This window comes from Trinickia sp. Z7 (assembly GCF_056498045.1).
The window spans coordinates 56,818-76,188 of the sequence record NZ_JAUEQW010000012.1; the positions used below are offsets into that span (position 1 = coordinate 56,818).

At 65.9% G+C, this 19,371-nt stretch carries 16 protein-coding genes and 2 pseudogenes; 4 read left to right on the plus strand and 14 right to left on the minus strand.

Annotated elements, in window-relative coordinates; translation table 11 throughout:
- Nucleotides 1-16 precede the first annotated feature (16 nt).
- From QQS38_RS19415 to QQS38_RS19470, 12 genes and pseudogenes are all read right to left on the minus strand, one after another.
- On the minus strand, nt 17-1,768 hold the full coding sequence (locus tag QQS38_RS19415) for a TadG family pilus assembly protein (protein WP_479647069.1): 1,752 nt from the start codon (nt 1,766-1,768) through the stop codon (nt 17-19).
- A gap of 55 nt (nt 1,769-1,823) precedes the next feature.
- The gene (locus QQS38_RS19420) at nt 1,824-2,231 is read right to left on the minus strand and encodes a DUF3613 domain-containing protein (RefSeq protein WP_479646984.1); all 408 of its coding nucleotides are present in this window, start codon (nt 2,229-2,231) and stop codon (nt 1,824-1,826) included.
- A gap of 110 nt (nt 2,232-2,341) precedes the next feature.
- Nucleotides 2,342-3,064: pseudogene (locus tag QQS38_RS19425) on the minus strand (tetratricopeptide repeat protein); the annotation flags it as partial.
- Nucleotides 3,065-3,139: 75 nt separating this feature from the next.
- On the minus strand, nt 3,140-4,201 hold the full coding sequence (locus tag QQS38_RS19430; protein WP_479647070.1) for a type II secretion system F family protein: 1,062 nt from the start codon (nt 4,199-4,201) through the stop codon (nt 3,140-3,142).
- 2 nt (nt 4,202-4,203) lie between these two features.
- The gene (locus QQS38_RS19435; RefSeq protein ID WP_479646985.1) at nt 4,204-5,316 is read right to left on the minus strand and encodes a type II secretion system F family protein; all 1,113 of its coding nucleotides are present in this window, start codon (nt 5,314-5,316) and stop codon (nt 4,204-4,206) included.
- Nucleotides 5,309-6,640, minus strand: a complete 1,332-nt coding sequence (locus QQS38_RS19440) for a CpaF family protein (protein ID WP_479646986.1) — start codon at nt 6,638-6,640, stop codon at nt 5,309-5,311. The genes QQS38_RS19435 and QQS38_RS19440 overlap by 8 nt, the downstream gene beginning before the upstream one ends.
- A gap of 3 nt (nt 6,641-6,643) precedes the next feature.
- Nucleotides 6,644-7,915, minus strand: coding sequence for a P-loop NTPase family protein (locus QQS38_RS19445; protein ID WP_479646987.1), 1,272 nt, complete (start codon nt 7,913-7,915; stop codon nt 6,644-6,646).
- Nucleotides 7,916-7,963: 48 nt separating this feature from the next.
- Entirely contained in the window at nt 7,964-9,445 is a 1,482-nt protein-coding gene (locus tag QQS38_RS19450) for a type II and III secretion system protein family protein (RefSeq protein WP_479646988.1), read from the minus strand.
- 132 nt (nt 9,446-9,577) lie between these two features.
- Nucleotides 9,578-10,504, minus strand: coding sequence for a Flp pilus assembly protein CpaB (gene cpaB, locus QQS38_RS19455; protein ID WP_479646989.1), 927 nt, complete (start codon nt 10,502-10,504; stop codon nt 9,578-9,580).
- Nucleotides 10,505-10,586: 82 nt separating this feature from the next.
- Nucleotides 10,587-11,051, minus strand: a complete 465-nt coding sequence (locus QQS38_RS19460; RefSeq protein ID WP_479646990.1) for a TadE/TadG family type IV pilus assembly protein — start codon at nt 11,049-11,051, stop codon at nt 10,587-10,589.
- The gene (locus QQS38_RS19465; protein WP_479646991.1) at nt 11,048-11,569 is read right to left on the minus strand and encodes a prepilin peptidase; all 522 of its coding nucleotides are present in this window, start codon (nt 11,567-11,569) and stop codon (nt 11,048-11,050) included. The genes QQS38_RS19460 and QQS38_RS19465 overlap by 4 nt, the downstream gene beginning before the upstream one ends.
- Nucleotides 11,570-11,683: 114 nt before the next feature.
- Entirely contained in the window at nt 11,684-11,854 is a 171-nt protein-coding gene (locus QQS38_RS19470) for a Flp family type IVb pilin (protein ID WP_479646992.1), read from the minus strand.
- A gap of 613 nt (nt 11,855-12,467) precedes the next feature.
- On the opposite strand from QQS38_RS19470, the pseudogene QQS38_RS19475 reads away from it, so the two are divergent.
- The 4 genes and pseudogenes from QQS38_RS19475 to QQS38_RS19490 all read left to right on the plus strand — a co-directional run.
- A pseudogene (locus QQS38_RS19475) lies at nt 12,468-13,421 on the plus strand (collagen-like triple helix repeat-containing protein); the annotation flags it as partial.
- A gap of 428 nt (nt 13,422-13,849) precedes the next feature.
- The gene (locus QQS38_RS19480; protein ID WP_479646993.1) at nt 13,850-15,019 is read left to right on the plus strand and encodes a collagen-like triple helix repeat-containing protein; all 1,170 of its coding nucleotides are present in this window, start codon (nt 13,850-13,852) and stop codon (nt 15,017-15,019) included.
- Between the two features lie 208 nt (nt 15,020-15,227).
- A complete protein-coding gene (locus tag QQS38_RS19485; RefSeq protein ID WP_479646994.1) occupies nt 15,228-16,919 on the plus strand; it encodes a ShlB/FhaC/HecB family hemolysin secretion/activation protein in 1,692 nt (563 codons plus the stop codon).
- 194 nt (nt 16,920-17,113) lie between these two features.
- Nucleotides 17,114-17,623, plus strand: a complete 510-nt coding sequence (locus QQS38_RS19490) for a DUF2147 domain-containing protein (RefSeq protein ID WP_479646995.1) — start codon at nt 17,114-17,116, stop codon at nt 17,621-17,623.
- A gap of 86 nt (nt 17,624-17,709) precedes the next feature.
- Here the strand turns inward: QQS38_RS19490 and QQS38_RS19495 are convergent, their stop codons facing one another.
- A complete protein-coding gene (locus QQS38_RS19495) occupies nt 17,710-18,120 on the minus strand; it encodes a transposase (RefSeq protein ID WP_479646996.1) in 411 nt (136 codons plus the stop codon).
- 111 nt (nt 18,121-18,231) lie between these two features.
- Complete coding sequence (gene zapE / locus QQS38_RS19500) at nt 18,232-19,329, minus strand: cell division protein ZapE (protein ID WP_479646997.1); 1,098 nt, start codon at nt 19,327-19,329, stop codon at nt 18,232-18,234.
- Between the last annotated feature and the right edge of the window lie 42 nt (nt 19,330-19,371).

The following is a 19,371-nucleotide window of genomic DNA, read 5'->3' on the forward strand; positions in this document are numbered from 1 at the left end:
ACGGTACGGCGATACGTCAATAAACGAGCTGCGCGGCTCCGCATGTCAGCGATAGATCGTGGATCGTCGCAACGCCGAGTTGCACGCCGAGCAACTGCAATAGAGGATCGATGGCCAGGTCGATCCCGGAGAGCAGCACGTCCAGCGCGGGCAACAAAGCAGCCAGCAGTGCGCTGTCGAGTAAATCGAGCGGCAGCGAGAGTCCGCCGAACAACGTCACCGCGAGCCCGCCCGGCTGCGCTAACGAGGCGGCCGCGCCGGAAAGTGCGTTGGCTAGCACGCTGCCGACCGCGTTGGCGTTCGCGCTTTTATAGGCGTCGCTCGGCGTGGCGCCGTCGAAAGTCAATGTCGCCGCCGACGATTGCGGCACGACCGCGGGCAACGAAACGCTCGCCGTCACCCTCACCATGTTGGGTACGTTGATCAGCGTCGCAGGCGTCGCGCAACTGAACGGCTGCGACGCCGACAGATTGGTCGGCGCATCGCCCAGACACACATTCGCGAGCCCGGGCTGCACGCCGATCGTCGAAGTGCTCGCCGCCTTCGTCGGAGCGCAATGCGTAGCTTGCAGCCATGCCGCGCCAGGCGCGGCTTCGAGCGAAACCGGCAGGTTCATGCCGATGCTGCCGATCACGGGCAGCGTCGGCGTGGCAAGCGCCACGTTCAAGTACAAGCGAACCTGGGCCGTGCGCGCTTGCGTGCGCCACTGCTGCGTGGCCGGGTCGATGCCCGCCTCGCCGATCGCCAGGACGGGCGGCTCGATGATTTGCACCTTCAACGTCGTGCCGAGACCACCAATCGCGAGCCCCGCCGCGAGCTGAATCGGCGGCTGTCCCGCCTTGGCGATTTCGGCCGCGACGAGCAACGCGTCGAGCGGGCTCACCGTCGCATCGAGCGCGCTCTGCCGGTCGGCCAAGTCCAGCGCGAATACGCCGTGTCCGCTTGCGCCGTCGCCCAGCGCGAACTGCACCGTATTGGAGATGCCGCCCTGTACGATCGCTTGCAGCGTGGCGATGTCGGTTTGCAGGTTGGCGTCGGCGATCGATGTGGACGAAAGCGCCGTTAGCATCAGCTCGGCCAGTCGCGCGGCATCGACCTGCATCGACAACAGTTGATCGATCGAGCCGACGCCCGCGGCCGCCACCACGTCGCGCATCCGCACGCGTGCATTCGCCAGCGATTGGTACGATGCGACCGATAGGCTCAGGTTGGCCCCGAGGAGCGCGTCCAGCAGCGAGTTCACGAGGCCGTTCTGCAACTGTGCGAGGGTCGTGCCGACGGTAAACGCACCCAGGTTCGTGGCCTTGGCCGTCGCGGTGGCGCTCATCTGCCGTGCGGGTCCTAGGAAGAAATAGGGCACCTTGCGTTGCGCCGTCACATGGACGGCATTCAGCGGCGCGTCGGCGTTGCCGGCGGCGAAGTAACTTGGCGCCGCGTTGTTCTTCGTATCCCAGCGTCCGCACACCACGGCCAGCGTCTGCCCCGCCGCGTCGGGATCGAACCCGTTGGCTGAGGCATTCGCGCGCGCCGTTGCCAAAGGTTGCGCGCAGGCGTCATCCATCGTTTGCGCCGCCGCCAATGCGGCGAGATCGGCCGTTCGCTGCAGCGAGCGGCGTGCGAAAAAGACATTGCCGACGTCGAGCGCCCCGAGTGCGGCGACGACGATCGTCATGAACAGCGCGACGATGGGCGCGATCGCGCCCCGCTGCCGCAACCGATGCGAGTGCGCACGGCGGCGCGGCGAGCGCGCGCGCACGGCCTGCGCCATGCGCTCGTCCAGTTTTGCTGTCGATGTCGCCACACACGGCACGATCGGCGACGCCTCAGTTCGCCGCGTCCGTGGGTTGCGCGCTCCCCACGTTCGAGTAGTCGATCCGGCCGGCACTGCCCACGCCCGAGAGGGTCGATCCGAACGATGCTGGAATCTTGGTACGGAACGAGTTCATATAACGCTCGTACGCCAAGCGCGCCTGCGCGCCGGGCGTAGGCAACGCAGGCGCCGCCGCGGCGTTCGTTCGCTGCAAGTCGAGCCATGCCGTCGTGGCCGATCCCACGTCGCTCCCGCCGGTTCGTTGCATCGCCCCCGCTTCGGCAGTCGCGCGCGTCGCCGCGATGGGGCGCTCTTGCGCCCGCGCCCCGCATGCCACGGCCAGCAAACCCATTGCCGCCAGCCCCATCCCTAGTGCCATCGCCGCGCGCCTAGCGTGTTTCTTCATCCAGTTTTGCTTCATCGCTTTTCTCCGCCGAGACCGCTCCGCCCCGCAGCACCGCTTCAATTCATCGGCAAACGCTTTGCATTCCTGATCATTCAATTGCGCGCCGGCGCACTCCCGGCACGATAGCTGCGCGCCGCAGCAGCCACCTTCGATGCGTCCTCGTGAATCGCCGAGCGCACCGCCTGCGAGTATCGTTGATCGTCCATCCAGGCCCTCGCCTCTTTCGCACGGCCCTGCGCAAGCAGCAACAGGGCTAGGTTCGATTTGATCCGCCCGCTGTGCGAGTCCAGTTCCGCCGCCTGCATCAACGGCACGCGAGCGTCGCCGACGTCGCCTTCGCGCAGCAGCGCATAGCCCAAATCGGACAGTGTCGCGGCATCGGTCGGCGCGAGCGCGGCGGCGTGCGCCAACTCACGCGCCGCCTCGTGGAAGTCGCTCGCGGCTCCCGCGAGCAATCCAAGGCCGCGATAGCCCCGCGCCGCGAGCGGCGTGGAGAGCAACGCGCGGTACGCCGTCGCGCTCGCGGCGGGTTGCGCGGTCTCGCGTAGGGCATCGGCGCGCAGCAAGGTCGACTCCGGCGTGGCGCCATACTCTTTCTCGTAGGCATCGATGTGCGCCAGCGAGGCGTAATAGAGCCCCTGCCGCTGCATGCGATCGATCAACGCGAGATACATCCCCGGCGTATCGGGCACGGGCTGCTCCGCGGCGGCCGCCTGCGCCGCGGCCCGCTCCGCTTGCGCGCCGACGCCGTAGCCCGATTCCTTGAAGGCGCAGGCGCCACAGCCGAGCGCGAGCACGACGGCAAGCAGAATGCGAAACGGACTATCGCTCGAATACAGTTGCTTCATCGAAATCTCTTTCGTCGAATGGTCATTCATGATCCGATAGGCAAGCATCACAATTGCAGCGCTTTCGGTAGCCGCTCATCGATGAACCGTCGCCAGAGATCGCACGATCGCGAGCAAGCCGGGGCCGGCGGTGACGATCAACAGCGCAGGCAACAAGGTCAGGATCATGACGCCCGTCATCTTGACCGTTAGGTGACCTATCTTTTCCCGCAAACGCGCCCGCCGCGTCTCGCGCAGCCGATCGCCGAATTGCTTGAGCGGCTCTTGCACCGCGCCGCCATGACGATCGACCTGAATCATCAATCTGACGATCGCCCGCAAGTCCTCATTGTCGAAGCTCGTGCCCAGACGCTGCAGCGATTGCTCGCGCGTGCGTCCCGCCGCGAACTGGCGCTGCGCGTGCTCCAGTTCCCCGCCCAGGACGGGCAGCATCGATCGGAAATCGTTGACGATGACTTGCAAGCTCTGATCGAGCGATAGGCCGACACCTTGCAACAAGCGCAGCAGATCGACGAGCACAGGCATTTCATCGGCGACCGCACTGCGGCGCATCGCGGCGCGCCGCCCGAGCGCGAACTTCGGCAGCATGAAGCCGGCGACGAATCCTGCCACCACGAAAGCCACGCGGTAACCGGCAGGGACATAAGCGCTCCACAACCAGCTCGCGAGCGGGGGCATCGCGAGTGCGCAAGCGAGCCGCGACAGCAGAAAGAAGCCGCGCGCGTCGGCGTCGACGAACCCGCATTGCTCGATCAACCGCCGGTCTTCCCCGGCGACGATGTGCTTGCCGAGGGGCGTGCCGAGCCAGCGCGCGCCCGTATGCCCCAAGCGCGCTCGCCATACCGCCGCGCGTGCGGCAAGCGTCGTTGGCCGGGCACCCGAGGCGGGGGTCCAAGCGGCAGGCGGCGCACGACGTTGCCCTGGCGCGGGCAACGCACCGCCCGGCGTTTGCACGCGCGTCTCGCCAGCGCTCGCCGGTGCGGCAGCCGCCGCGGCAGAGCGGCGCTCGAGCGCATTGGCAAGCGTGCGCGCGCCGCGTCTTGCCGCCGCCATGCGCGCGAGCTCGACATAGGCCAGCAGCAAACATCCCAGCGCGCCCAATGCGAGCGCCAGTTCGACGAGCCGATCGCTTTGCATCGTCATGTCCTCAAACGCGTCATTCGATACAGCACGTAGCCGCCGAGCGCCTGCAGCGCGAAGGCGACGTAGACGAGACGACGCCCCTCGACATCACCCCACATCGCGCTGAAATACTCGGGGTTCGTCGCGACGAGAAAGCCCCCTATCGCGAGCGGCAACGCAACGAGCACCCAAGCGGAAAGTCGAGTTTCGGCCGACATCGCGGCGAGCTCGCGCTCGGCCTGCTCGAGATCGCGCATGAAGGCGGACATCCGCTCGAGCATCACGTCCGCGCGGCCGCCGTATTTGACCGATAACCGCAGCACCGCGCCGACGAATTCGAATTCCCGCGTCCGATACACCGCGGCCACGTGAGCCAACGCCCGATCGATTTCGACGCCTGCGCGCATCATCCTCGAGACGTGATCGAGGCATTCGCGCAACGGCGCTTCGGTCGTTTGCAACGCCGCTTGAAACGCGGCTGGCACGCTATTGCCGAGCGTCACGAGGCGCACGATGCCGTCGAGGAACGTGGGCAATTGCACGACGATGGCCAAGCGGCGCCGCTGTGCACGCGCGGTAACCACGAGCGCGACCGCCGCAATCGATGCGATCGCGGCAGCGGCGGCCGCGGTCGGGCCCGCACGCAGGCCGATCCAGACGATGCCGAGCGCCCCGGCGGCGCACGCGATCGCTGCAGGCGCACCCGCACTCGAGAGTCCCGCCCGTACGAGAAAATGCTCGATGGCGGAGGGCAGACGGCGACGCCGTTCGGGTGAACCGCGCTCGGCGCCGCGAGGCCCCGCACCCGCGCCGCTCGCACGCTGCGCGCCCGCAGCCCCCGCGGCCAGCGATCCAGGCGCGGAACGCGCACTTGCGGCCGGCGTCGCACTCTGCCCCTCCAGGACCCTGCCGCCCCCGCTGTTCAGCCCTGCCGCGCCGACTGTTCCGATGGTAGCCTGTGGACCGCCTGGGCGATGCGAGCCGCTCATGCCGGCTGCAACGACGCGTCTGTCGAGATAGCGTTGCGCATTCACGTCGCGCTGGGTCCGCGCACCGCGCTGCCAAAGCAACAGCGCCAATGCTGCGCACAGCAAGGCGAACCCCACGACACCGGCGATGCCGCTAGACACGGAAGCCCCCTTGCGAGAACCCATCGTCGAAGCCCGAGCCCAACATGTTCTTGAAGCGAGCCAGTTTCGGCGAATGCGGGTGAATGCCGAGCGAGGTCCAGTTGTCGACTTCCTCGCCGCCGGCATCGAGAATCGGTTCGTAACGATAAAGCTCTTGCGTCGCAATGATCGTGTCCGACAAGCCCGTGACTTCCGTGATCGACAAGATGCGACGCCGCCCGTTGGAGAGCCGGCCGATCTGCACGATGAAGTCGATCGCGTTCGCGATCTGCCGCCTCAAGCTCGACTCGGTTCCTTGAAAGCCGGCGAAGCCCGCCAGCATTTCCAGCCGGTACAGGCACTCGCGCGGCGAACTCGCGTGGACGGTGCCCATCGAGCCGTCGTGACCGGTATTCATGGCTTGCAGCATCTCCAACACTTCGCCGCCGCGCACTTCGCCGACGATGATCCGGTCGGGCCGCATCCGCAGCGTATTGCGCAGCAGATCGCGGATCGTCACGAGCCCCGAGCCGTCGAAGCCGCCGGGCCGGCTCTCCAACCGCACCACATGAGGGTGATTCAGCGACAACTCGGCCGTGTCCTCGATCGTCACCACGCGTTCGGGTTCGGGGATATGAAAGGCGAGCGCATTCAGCAAAGACGTCTTGCCCGAACTCGTGCCGCCCGACACGAGCACATTGCAGCGCGCCGCCACGGCGGCTTCGAGCAACGCGCCGATTTCCGCGTTGTAGGTGCCGTTCGCCAGCAGATCGGCTGGCCGAAGCGGATCCTTGCGAAACTTTCGGATCGACACGACCGGGCCGTCGATCGATAACGGCTCGATGACGACGTTGACGCGTCCGCCATCGGGCAAGCGCGCATCGACCATGGGATTGGATTCGTCGAGCCTGCGCCCGATCGGCGCGAGAATACGCCGCACGATGCGCAGCAAATGCGCGTTGTCCGCAAAGCGCACGGGCATCTTCGTCAAGATCCCGTGGCGCGAGACATAGACATCCCGGTAGCCGTTCACGAGAATGTCTTCGACGGACGGATCGCCCAGCAAATCCTCGATCGGGCCGAAGCCGGCCAGCTCTTTCGTCAGCGCTTCGGCAATGAGCCGCACCTCGCTTTCGTTGATCGGGATATGGCGCAAGCGCACGAAGCTATCCATTTCCAGATCGACGAACTGATTGATCGCGGCGCGCGACCACCGGCCGAACTCCGCGCCGAGTTCTTCGATGCGCGTGAGCAAATGCTCGTGCGCGGCGTTCTTGATGTCCTGAAACTGCTGCGTATGCGCGAACGAGGAGGCGTCGTCGGCAAATTCGATTTCGTTTGCCATCGTCTATGACCGCTTCGGTGGAAGGTGAATGGATCGCATGAATCGCGCAATCCGCGAGATGAGCGCTGCCTCGCCGCCCGAAGGGTCGAGCCCGGCCGCATGCGCGTCATGCCGCGGCGCGATTCGATCGGCGAGGGCCTCGACGGCACGCACGTAAGGATCGCGCTCGGCCGTATCGAGCAGCAGCTTGCCTTGATTGGCCGCCTGCGTAAGCGGCACGCGCCGCGAGGGCAACGTCGCGACGAGCGGCAATCCGAGCCGCGTCGCGATCTGCTCGGCCGTCAATCCGAGCCGAGCGTCGAATCGCGTCACGACCACGCCGATGCGCCCCGTATCGAATTGAGCGGCGGCCAGTTCGCGCAGCAAATCGACGGCCGACACCACCGAGGCGATCGCGGGTTCGCACACGAGCCAGACCTCGTCGGCCGCCTGTGCGACCTGCGCGACGAAATCGTGATTCGAGAAACCGCCGAGGTCGACGATCTGCTGGTCGAAGAATGCGCGCAGCCGCGTGAGTAGCGCGACCGCCGAAGCGTACGACACCGTCCGCAAGGCGGACAGATCGGGCGAAAGCGACGTCAGCGCAAGACCGCTTGCATGGCGGGCCAGCGCCGTATGGACGAACGTTTCGTCGAAGCGCCGGAGATTGCGCACGGCCTCCACGAAATCGAACTCGCTGCGCGTGTCCAGATAGAGCATGCCGTCGCCCGCGGGCAGGCCGAGGTCGATCAAGGCCACATGCCGTCCCGCGGCCGTGCCCCTGCGCTGCAACGACACGCCCAGGTGGGCCGCGAGCGTCGATACGCCCACGCCGGCACGTGCGCCGAGCAGCACGGTGAGACGGCCATGGCGCGCCGGCGTCTGCGCGACGTTCTCGAGCACCTCTCGGGTGACGCTAACCGCCTCTTGCACGGCGCCCGCTAGATCGACGAAGTCGCGTACGCCCGCACGCAAAGCAGCTATCGCGCTTTCGGGCTCGGCGAGCTTGCCGACGGCGACCACGGGCACCTGGGGCGACAGCGTGCGCACCGCTTGCACGGCGCGCGTCGCCGCGTCGGTACGCCCGCCGCAGAAATCGACGAAGACCAGCGATGGCCGCAACGCAATCACGCGCTGACCGAGCGCGTCCGGCTCGGGCAACGCCGCTTCCACTACGGCCATTGCCGCGAGCGCTTCGCTGAGCCAGCGCACGTGCGCCTCATCGCTCGACGCGAACACGAAGCAATCCGCGGCCACACGCGCTCGCTCAATCACCGACTGCGCTCGTGCATTCATACTGGTCCCCTTGCAGCGCGATACGCGCCCGCCATCCCCGTGCCGGGTTCATCGTGAGAATCCCGGTCCGGCGTCGCTCGAAAGCGCACCGCCCAAGTACGAGCGCCAGACCGGGCCGCCGCGCTGCTCCGCTTGCTCGCCGGGCGTAGCGGGCAGCCGCGCGTTTTTCGCGAGCGGCGACACGAGGTGGGGCGTGACGATGATGACGAGCTCCTTATCGTTTTGCTGGTAGTTCAGTTGCTTGAAAAACGCGCCGATGACCGGCAGGTCGCCCAGCAGCGGCACCTTGCTGACGTTCGACAGCGTTTGCCGATCGATGAGACCGCCGATGACGAAACTCTCGCCGTCGCCGAGCTCGACCGTCGTATCGGCGCGGCGCGTCGTGATCGCCGGCACCGATACGCCGTTGATCGTGACGGCGTTCTGAAAATCGAGCTGGCTGGCTTCCGGCGCTATCTTCAATGCGATGCGCTGCGCGCTGAGCACCGTGGGCGTCAGCGTGAGGCCCACGCCGTAGGGCTTGTATTGAATCGACGTGGTGCCGAGCGCTTCGGGCACGGGCACCGGAATCTCTCCTCCCGCCAAGAAATTCGCGCTTTGACCCGACAGCGCAACCAGCGTAGGCTCCGCCAGCACGCGAGCGAGGTTGTTGCTCTCCATCAAGCTGAGGTCGGCAAAGAGTCCTCGGCCTGCCGAATTGAGCACCAGGTTGAACGCCGAAGCGATCGGCACGTTGCCCACGGCCTGAAAGGCGCTCGTGCCGCCTCCGGTGACGGTGTTCAGACCCGAGGGGCCGAACGAACCGAACGAAAACCCATTGCTCTGCTTGAACAAGTTCAAGCCCGCCGCCTTCAGGACCGTACGGCTGAATTCGACTACACGCACGTCCACTTGCACCACGCTGCGCGTTGCGACCGTCGATTCGTCGACGATGGTTCCCGCATCGTCGCTCCCGCGCGTCCCCTCTCGTTTGCTGGCTAAAGCGCTGCGCTCGGCGCCGCGTGACGCCTTCGAGCGCGCGTGCTCGTTCGCGGCGAGCGTCGCGAGATCGACGCCGCGCTGATGCGCTTCGAGCGTCGGCGTGCGGCCGGAAAGGACGACGTCGCCGTCGTAGGCGTCGACGTGCGGCGCGGCGCCGTCCGCCAGCGCGGCCGCAGCCGCGGGCTTGACCGTCAGCGCAACCGTTTGCGGCGCGGCGCGGCCTCGCTCCCACAACATGAGGCTCGTCGTCCCCGGCGACTTGCCGACGACGAGCACGCCGCCGCGCCCGTCTCCCTCGCGAATCACCAGGACGTCGGCGACATCGGGATTGCCGACCGCCACGCGCACCAGCGCTCGCCCAGCGCCGATCTGACGCTGCTCGCCGGCGGTCATGACGAGCGGGGAAGCCGCCGCGGCCGGCGATGCAAGGGCCGCCTCGCCCTGCGCATAGGCGGCGCACCCTAGAGCCGCGCACACGAACGCCGCGCAGCCTGCAATGCACAGGCTGGCTATCCGCTTCCATTTCGCTGCCGTCGCTTTCTTCGCCATGTCTCGAACGGCCCTCGCATAGGCCCTTTTTTACTGATCGATTTTGACTCCGCCCCATCCGGCGCGTGTCGCGTTGCCGCTCATTTCGGCATGGCCTTCACCGGCAAAGCGCCTAGCGAGACCATGCTCCGGTCAATTCGCCGATGCTTGCATCTGCCCAGCACGGATGACCTCGATACCGGCTACAGAGCGGATGGGCGCCCCTACCGGTCTCGGAACCGCGCGCATGGGCGCGCTGCCTCCCGAGAGTTCGTTCAGGGAGATCCCTGCCGCCGCCTGCGCCGACGCTTCGGCCCCATCGCCGCGGCGTACGAACGCGCTCGTATGAACGACGCTAGCCGCGCGGACGCTCGCTGCCGGTGCGAGCACCTCGGGATCGCGCGGATTGCGCAGCGCCAAGAGCACGTGCCCGGCGCTATCGGCCAATTCGAGCCGATCCACGTCCGCCGTCGGCACCGCCAGCACGGCGGTATGCACACCCACGCCGTACTGAACCGGGTTGCCGGCGCCCGACGCGGTACTGCCGAAAGCCAACACGCGCACACGCGAGAGCAACAAGCGCGTCTGCGACCGCGTGATCTCCGCATTGGGCCCGAGACTCGCACCGTCGCGCTTGAGCGTAAAAAACACGTCCACGAAATTGCCCGGCCGAACGCGATTGCCGACTGCGCTGGCTTCGTCGATATGCACGGCCACGGCCCGTTCGCCCGGCGCCACTTGTTCCGCGAATCCCGACGACAGTTGCGCCTCGAGCACGGGCACGTCGGCACCGATGTCCGATAGCGGCACCCGCTGCGTCACGAGCGACGCATCGGAAAACGCCCCGCTGGGCCGCATCGGCAGCATCACGACGCGTAGGCCATCGCCCGCGATCGGCGCACCCGCCGGCAACGGGCGGGTAGCTACGACTACCGGAAAAGCAGCCTCGGGCGCAGCGCGCTTGACGACCGGCGCCGGCGGCGCCGCATGACGGCTCAACGCCCACGCGTAGAGCCCGAGCAGCAGCGCCACGGCGATCAGCGCCCCGGCTGCGATTTTCGTCAGATTGAGATGGGTCATGCTCGATTCCTCGCGGACGATTCACGGTCAGGCCGCCGGCGCGCGCAGCCGCGGGCCGCACGAACGAATGCGGCGAGCCGCCTCACAGCAGGTTCTCCGGATCGAGTTGCACGGTCGCCACGCTCGACAACGTACTGGGCAGCGCAAAACCCAAGAGCGGCAATGTCGGCACGATCGGATGATTCGCATAGTCATAGGTGAGCGTGACCTGCACGCAGTCCATGGCACTGTCGTAGCTGCAGCTTTGGCTTTGCGCCGCGCAGCGCGCGTAGGCGCCCAGCCAAGCTGCCGCCTGGCTCGCCACGGTGCAGGCGTTGCTGCCGCGGGCCGAGAGCGCATCGGCCGCGCTTGCCGCGTTTTGATAGTTCAGCGCCGCGCGTGCGCCCTCTTCGGCAGCCAACGTGAGGCTTTGCTCCGCGACGAACAACACGCTATAAGTCACGATGCCGTACAACACCGAGAACAACAGCGGAAATACGAGAGCGAATTCGACGGCCGCACTACCGGCGGCACGCGGGCGCAATGCACCGCCGGGTATGCGCCTCATGTCGCCGCACCTTGCGCGAAGGCGCCGAGCCAGTGCACCATCGCCGCGCCGCAGAGCAACGCCGCATACGGCGTCGCCCGGCGGCCCGCCACCGAGAACGCCGGCTGAGCGCTGCGCCAAGGCGACCACGCCGCAGCCGAAGCTGCGCGCGAGCTCGCTCGCGCGGCCACGATCAGCGCAACGGCATGCACGCCTGCCGCGATGCTCGCCAACACCCACAGGTCGAGCAGCGCCGAGACGCCGCACCATGCGCCCAACACCGCAAATACCTTGACGTCGGCCGCCCCCATGACGCCCAGCAAGAAGAACGGCAACAACGCGAAGCAGCCGGCGGCCGCCCCATAGGCGGCCTGCGAGGCCGCGATAGCGAAGGGCGACGCATGCAGGGCGGCGCATGCTAGCGCCGCCGTCAAGCCCGCCACGACGAGCCGATTCGGAACCCGGCGATTGCGTATGTCGCACCCCACCACGGTTGCTGCCCACGCGATAAAAAAGGCGCTCGCGAACGTCATGCTCATTGAACGAATAGCCCGAAAAGACCGAGTGAATCCCTGCCGATTGCGAAAGCAATCAGCACATCCCCGCGATTTAAAGCAAGCCGTAAATCGCCTTAAAAATTTGTTACAAATCGGCTATGAAGGTTTGATTGCAGCGGCGACCGCGGCGAGCACCGAGTTGATATTCGTTCCTATGTTGCCGACCACCGTGGCGATGGCAGCCGCAATGAGTCCCGCGATGAGCGCGTATTCGATGGCGGTCACGCCGCGATCGTCGCGCAAGAAACGCTTGATGAGCTGGTTCATATTGCTCCTCGTATAGTCGGTGAACGTCGTGCGGATTTCGCTCGCAAGCACACAACGAAAGGCCGGGAGCAAGCCTCGTTGCCCGACCTTTTGTGCTTCGTGTATTGCTTCGTTGGCGTGGCGTTAGCCCGCGACGCGACTGTGACTGCGCGATTCTAGTGATGACCTGCGGAGAATGGGTCGATACACACCTCCCTTTCGATCGGCGTTGTTTTCGTTATGGCCGAAGCTAGTTGAACGAGCAATGGCGCTACAGGGCGACTCTACCCTTATCAAGGATGCTTTGTGAGCCGCGCTCCCCTAGGGGTTACGATAGTTTAGATTGATTCCACTAGACCAGACCGATGCACGGCAATGCGCATGTTACGGCGCGGCCGGTAACGGAATGCCTTGCTCGTTACGTTACGTTCGGTTTGATCGATCCCGCCGCGCACCCAATTCCTCCTGTTTATCCACCTTCTCGTAAACCGGATTCAAAGCCGCGAAACCCATACCCAGTTGGGCAATCGCGTCGTTTCCGATGGTCCGCCAGCCAATTGCGCAATGAACTGGCATGCCCATTGCAGTGCTTGCGCCCGCAACTGATTCGATAAACCCAATACGAGGAGCAGCAATGAATCCAAATAAACGTTACGGGGTATTGCGCGATACGTGGATAACCGCAGCGGTCGCCACGCTGCTTTCGCTCACGGCCTGCGGCGGCTCGGGAACGCTGAGCCAGGGTCTCGGCTCAGGTCCGGGCAGCGGAGGCGGTGGCTCGCTCGCGGCGGGAAGCGGCGGCTCGACGGGCGGTGGATCGTCTTCGGCCGGCGGCACGGGGACGAGCGGCAGCGGTACCGGCGGCGCCACCGGTACAACTGGCGGCACGACCACGCCGACTGCCAATGCGACGGGCCAAGTCATCGGCAGCACGGGCGGCATCGTCAGCGCCATCGGCTCGACGGTGTCCAGCACGGGAACCGCGATCGCACGACAAACGTGGCCGGGAGTCAGCCCCCAGACGACTCAGGCCGCCGGGGGCATCTTGCAGAACGTGGGCGGCGCGGTCTCCACGCTCGGCAACGGCGTATCGCAAGGCCTCGGAGAAATCGGCGCGACGAGCAACCCGGGTGGGACGACGCTCGCTAGCGCCGGACCGGCCGTCGGGCAGCTTGGCAATGCCGTCACGAGTGCCGGCAACTTGGTGACGAGCCTCGGCGCCAGCGGCTCGCTTTCGCCGCTCGCTCCGGTGACCGGCCCGCTGGGCGGCGCCCTCGCTACCGCCGGCGGCGCGATCTCCAGCGCTGGCGCTTCGCTCGGCGGTGCGCTCACGAGCGGCGCGGTGCAGCAGGTCACGCAACCGCTGAGCACCGCCATCACGCCTATTACGTCGGTTCTCGGTTCGATGACACAAAGCGTCGGCACGTCCACTGGAATCGGCCCGCAACTGGCGGGCGTGCTGGGCACGATCAGCGGCGGCTTGAACCGGGCCGGCGGCGCGATCGCATCGACCGGCGGCAATCCTGTCACGAGCGCCGTCGCCGGCGTACTTGCTTCGACCGGCGCCGCCGCGACATCGGTCGGAGGCCTCGTGACGGGCGGCAACGCGGGCACCCCGCTCGCGCCGCTCACCGGCGCCCTTTCGAGCCTCGCGGGCGCAGCAGGCGGCGGCTCGGCGGGCAATCCGCTAGCGCCGCTTAGCGGGCTCGTATCGACCGTCACCGGAACGCTCGGTGCGTCGACGACGACTTCTCCCGCCAGTGCGCTCGGCCCAGTCACCGGCCTCGTATCGACCGTCACCGGGGCGGTTGGCGCACCGACCGGCGGCACGTCGGCCGGCGCCAACCCGCTCGCCCCCGTAACAGGCTTGCTCTCCACGGTCACAGGCGCGTTGACGGGCGGCAGCGGCACCACCACCGGCAGCGCGAACCCGCTGTCAGGCCTTTCTTCGATCACGAGCGGACTCGCGGGATCGCTCGCGAAGAAATGAAGCAATCCATCACGAGGAGCACAACCATGTCGAAGAAGAAGCAAACCCGTTCGATCGTCGCCGCCGCCCGCACCAATGCAACGACGCTGCGCGCACCGTTGACGGCGTTCGCCGTCGCCTACCTGCTGTCGGCCTGCGGCGGGAGCGAATTGTCCGCGCCGCCCGCGGCAAACGCCGGCGGCTCGGTGACGCCTCAACCGCAGCCCGGCCCAACGCCCGCACCGACGGCGGCCGCAACTTCGGGTGCCCTGACCACGCTCGGCGCCACGGCCTCGGATTTGGGCAATACCATTTCCTCGACCGCCATCCCCGGCGTCAGCCCGGCTCTGACGCAAGGCGTGGGCGGCACCGTAGCCGCTACGGGAGGCGTGCTCGACGCGGCCGCCAACGCAGTCAGCAGCGGCCTGGGCCAGATCGGCTCGACCTCCGACCCGGTAGGCACGACGGTCGCGGGCATGGGTTCGACGATCGGCGCCACCGGGGGAGTGGTTGCGGGCGTCGCATCGACGGTCAACGCCCTGGGCCAGGGGCCGCTTGCCCCGCTAGCCCAGGTGACGACCCCGGTCGCCGGGGCGTTGACCACGGCCGCGAACGGCATTAGCGCCGGTGGCCAAGTGCTCGGCAATACGCTTGCTTCATCGGCCGTGCAGCAGGTCACGCAGCCGCTCAGCTCGGCTATCACGCCGCTCGTGGTCACGCTCGGCCAGCAAACCCAAAGCGTCGGCACGACGACGGGCATCGGCCAGCCGGTCTCGGGCCTGCTCGGCCAGATCGGCGGCGCGGTCCAGAGCGCCGGCGCTCAAGTGGCAGGCGCATCGGGCAACCCGCTCGCAGCGGACGTCGGCCGTTTGATATCGGGCCTGGGCAATACCGTCACGAACGCGGGCGGCCTCGTCAATCCGAACGGACCCAACGGCGCCGCGCCGATCCCGGGCCTCATCACGAGCCTCGTCGGCAGCTCGACGAACAGCGTGCAACCGGGCACGCCCTCGACCGGTGGCGGGAGCGCAAGCCCGGGAGGACCGCTGTCGTCGCTCACGGGGCTGCTGTCCGGCGCCGGCGCCACCAGCCCGCTGGCGCCGCTCACCAGCGCGCTCGGCTCGGCAGGCACCGCGAGCACCGGAACGAGTTCGCCCATAGGCGGCCTGAACTCGCTGCTTGGAGGAGCCTCGCCGCTGGCCGGCAAACTGCCTTGAGGGCCTTCGGGCCTTCGGGCCTTCGGGCCTTCGGGCCTTGGCGCCTTAGCGCCTTAATCGCGGCAACCGACGCGCGAGCCCCCATCGCCCGCGCGTCGGAGAAACATTGCGTTCGAGCGCGCTCCGCGACGAACGAACGAACGAACGAACGAACCAAGCAGAGTCCCATAGGGCTCGCTCAAAAAAAATGGGCCGACGAGGATGACAAATGATTAGGACACCGAACCAATGGATTTGGCTCTGCGTCGCCGTCGCGAGCACGGCAAGCTCGGCATTCGGGCAAGCAAGGCCGGCCGCGAGCGGCAACCCGCTCGATGCATTGCCGCAAATCCGAACGCCCAACCGCGAACCTCGCATCAGCGTGCAGATCGAGCCGAACACTCGGCAACTGGAGCAGTTGCTCGGCACCCATCTGACGCCGAGCAAGGTGCAGATCGACGGCGTAAAGGCGATCGCGTTCGCCGATGTCGCTCGGCATTTCAGCGCGCTGGTCGGCAAAGACATCACGATCGGCACGCTCGTCGAAGCCGCCAATGCCGTAACGCGCCTTTATCAAACGCGAGGCTACGCGCTTTCGTTCGCATTCATCCCCGCGCAGACGTTCGAAAACGGCGTCGTGCATGTCACGGTGGTCGAGGGCTATGTAGCGAGCGTCGAGATCACGGGCAACCCGGGCGGCACGGAGCGCAAGATCCGCGACATCGCCGCACACATTCGCAACGAACGCCCGCTGCGCCGCGCCACGTTCGAGCGTTACGTCAATGCCTTGGGGCTGCTGCCCGGCGTCAAAATCGCCGCCTCGGTGCAGCCGCCGCAGACAACCAACGGTGCGACCACGCTCGCGCTGAACGTCGAGCGCAAGCCCTTGAACGTCGCCACCGGAATCGACTTTCATCACCCGGGTATACAAGGCCTCGTGACCGTCACGGAAAACGGCTTAGCTTCGCTCGGCGAAGTGCTGAGCGCCTCTACTCTGGTACCGAAAGGCCGCGACAACCAAAGTTTCTATGCTTTCCAGGGCGCACTCCCGCTTGGCGACGAGGGGCTCGTCGCCAAGCTCAACGGCTCGCACTATCGCGGCCATCCCGTCGACAATCCGGGCCTGCCGTCGTACATCAGGCGCACCGTGGTGAACGAGAAACTCGGGCTGGCGGCCGCCTACCCAATCTATTTGAGCAATACGCGCAGCCTCATGGGCACCGTGTCCGCCTATGCCTCCCATGACGAGAACGGTTATCTGAACACGCTCACGGGAGCGACGCTATCCTTGCGGTCGCAAGTGCGCGTCGTGCAAGCGCAGCTCGACTATGCCGATACCCGCCGGGGGCAAACGCGCCGCGCAAGCCTGAACGTCGCCAAGGCGTTCGACGTGCTGGGCGCATCGAAGGCGGCCGCCACGAACCTTCCGGGCGTGACCGAAACGAACCCCGTCTCCCTGACCTTCGTTCGCACCGCGGCAAGCTTTTCGCAGACCAACGAATGGCCGTTCAAGATCGGAACGGCTATAGCGCTCACGGGGCAATACAGTCCGGATGCGCTGCCGACTTCCGAGCAAATCGCCTTCGGTGCGCAACGCTTCGCACTCGGTTACGAGCCGGGCGAAGCCGCGGGCGACTCGGGATTCGGCGCATCGTTCGAAGTCAACCGCGCGATTGCGGTGACGTCCCGCTATTTGCAGACGCTCACGCCCTACCTCTCGTTCGACATGGCGCGCGTCTACCTGCATAACGGGCCCACTGCGCCGAGCAAGCTGGCGTCGGTGGCACTCGGGTTCCGCATCAGCGACAACAAGCACTACAACCTCGATCTGTCTATCGCCAAGGCCATTGGGGACGCGCCGATCGAAAGCGCATCGCGCAGCCCGAGGCTCAACGCGACCTTTTCGTATCAGCTTTATTGAGGCCTATGGGATGCCATGGAAGGCTGCCCGAGCACCCCGCCGATGCCCGGGCGTCTCGTTCCGATTAGAGGTACCACTATTAAACGAGCGGAATTTTTCACGCGTATCCTGGGCGGATTCATAGAAGACGCGACGCGACTCGATTCGCCGCCGCGCACTGGAAGACGACAGACGGTTCACAAACAGGAGGAAACATGACGCACTTCTCGCATCACGCCAAGACAACCGCGTGGAACACCGTGAAACGCGCAGCCATCGCGGGGGCTTTGCTTTTCGGCGCCGCTGCCGCGTTCGCGCAGGCGAGCCAAACGCCGGTGGGCGTCTGGCAAACCATCGACGACAACACACATCAACCGAAGGCGCTCGTTCAGATTTCGCAAAGCGAGGACGGCACGCTGAGCGGCAAAGTCATCAAGGGCCTCAATCCGGCCGATAAACCCGGCAAGCGCTGCACCGCCTGCACGGATGAGCGCAAAGACCAGCTCATTCTCGGCATGACGATCATCAAGAACATGAAGCAGGACGGCGACAAGTGGGACGGCGGCAATATCCTCGACCCCGAAAACGGCAAGGTCTACAAGTGCAACATGCACCTCGAGGACGGCGGTCAAAAACTCGTCGTGCGCGGCTACATCGGCTTTTCTCTGATTGGCCGGTCACAGACGTGGATTCGGCAAGACTCGGCCGCGCAAGCGCAGAACTAACTCGCCCCGCCGCTTAGCGCAGCATTCGCTTTCGCAAGCGCACAGCCGGCCACTGATCGGTGGCCGGTGCTAACGTCGCGGCATCGTCATGCCGCGCGGCGCAGTGAGGCAAGGTAGGTCAGCTTCGGCAGGTTCACGGTGACGAACGGCGTCGCCGGCACGCGCGGCTGCTTCGTAACGCTTTTCACCCGCATGCGGGCTTTGATGGCTTCGCACAGATCCAAGCCCGCGTCGCCGTATAGCCGAGTGAGGATTTGCTGGAAGACACCCGCCGCGTGCCATGCCTTGAAACGCCGATGGCACGTTTGATATGCCGGATAACGCTTGGGCAAGGATGCCCAGGCCGCGTTGCTATAGATCACCCATAGCACGCCATTGAGCACCGCCCGGGTATCGGTCAACGGGCGGCCTCGACCCCGGCCGCGAGAATTGAACTCCGGAAAGAGCGGCACGACGCTCCGCCATTGGTCATCCGTCATGTCGCTGTATGGGGTCATAGGCGCCTCCTTCTCAGAACAAGGAAATGCACGATATGCCCGGGCTGGCGCGATGACTATCGGAATACTCCGAAAATGCCGTTCATGCCGGCAAGCGCCCCGCGCGATCGTTTACGTGAGCGACGTATCGGCCACTCGACGCGGCGTTTCGAGGTATTCCTTGGACTGCATCTCGACGAGACGCGAAACGGTACGGGCGAACTCGTTCGCCATCGGCCCTTCGACATAGAGCGCTTCCGCACGCACCGCCGCCGACATCAACAGCTTGACCTTATGGTCGTAAAACACGTCGACGAGCCAAGTGAAGCGGCGTGCCTCCGACGCCATGCGCGGCGACATCTGCGGAACGTCAGAAAGAATGACGGTATGAAAACGCGTCGCCAGTTCGAGGTAATCGTTCTGCGAGCGCGGACCTCCGCAAAGCGTTGCGAAGTCGAACCACACTACGCCGTCGGCGCGGCGCAGCGCCTTGATTTCACGCTTTTCGATATGCAGAATCGGGCTTTCGTCGGGCACCGCCGCCAATTGAGCATAAGCCTCGCGCAAGGCACGATCGGCCTGTGCGCCGAGCGGCGTATGGTAGACGCTCACTTGCGCAAGCGTACGCTGGCGATAATCGATGCCCGCGTCCACGTTGAGCACGTCGAGCTGCGATTTGACGAGCTCGATCGCGGGCAGTACACGGTCGCGGTGCAATCCATCGGGATACAGCGTGTCCGGATCGTAATTGGACGTCATCACGAACTGCACGCCGTTCATGAACAGCCGGTCGAGCAACCGATACAGGATCATCGCATCGGCGATATCGGAGACGTGGAACTCGTCGAAGCAAATCAAGCGATACCGTTTCGCCGTGCGCCGCGCGAGTTCATCGAGCGGATCGGCCTGTCCTTTCAGCTCTTCGAGCACGCGATGCACTTCACGCATGAATTCATGGAAGTGAATCCGCGTCTTGCGTTGCACCGGCACGACCGCATAGAAACTGTCCATGAGAAAGCTCTTGCCGCGCCCGACACCGCCCCACATATAGACGCCCCGTGGCAGTTGCGGATGGACGATCAGCTTGCGCAGCGCATTGGACCGACGCGCCTTATAGGCAACCCACTCTTCGTAGCAGCGCTGCAAACGCTCGACCGCCGCCAATTGCGCCGCATCGGGCCCGTAACCCCGCGTCTTGAGCTCGTTCTCGTAGTATTCGATGACGTTCATCGTGGAAACACAAAAAACGAAGGCGGGAGGGATTTGCCCGCC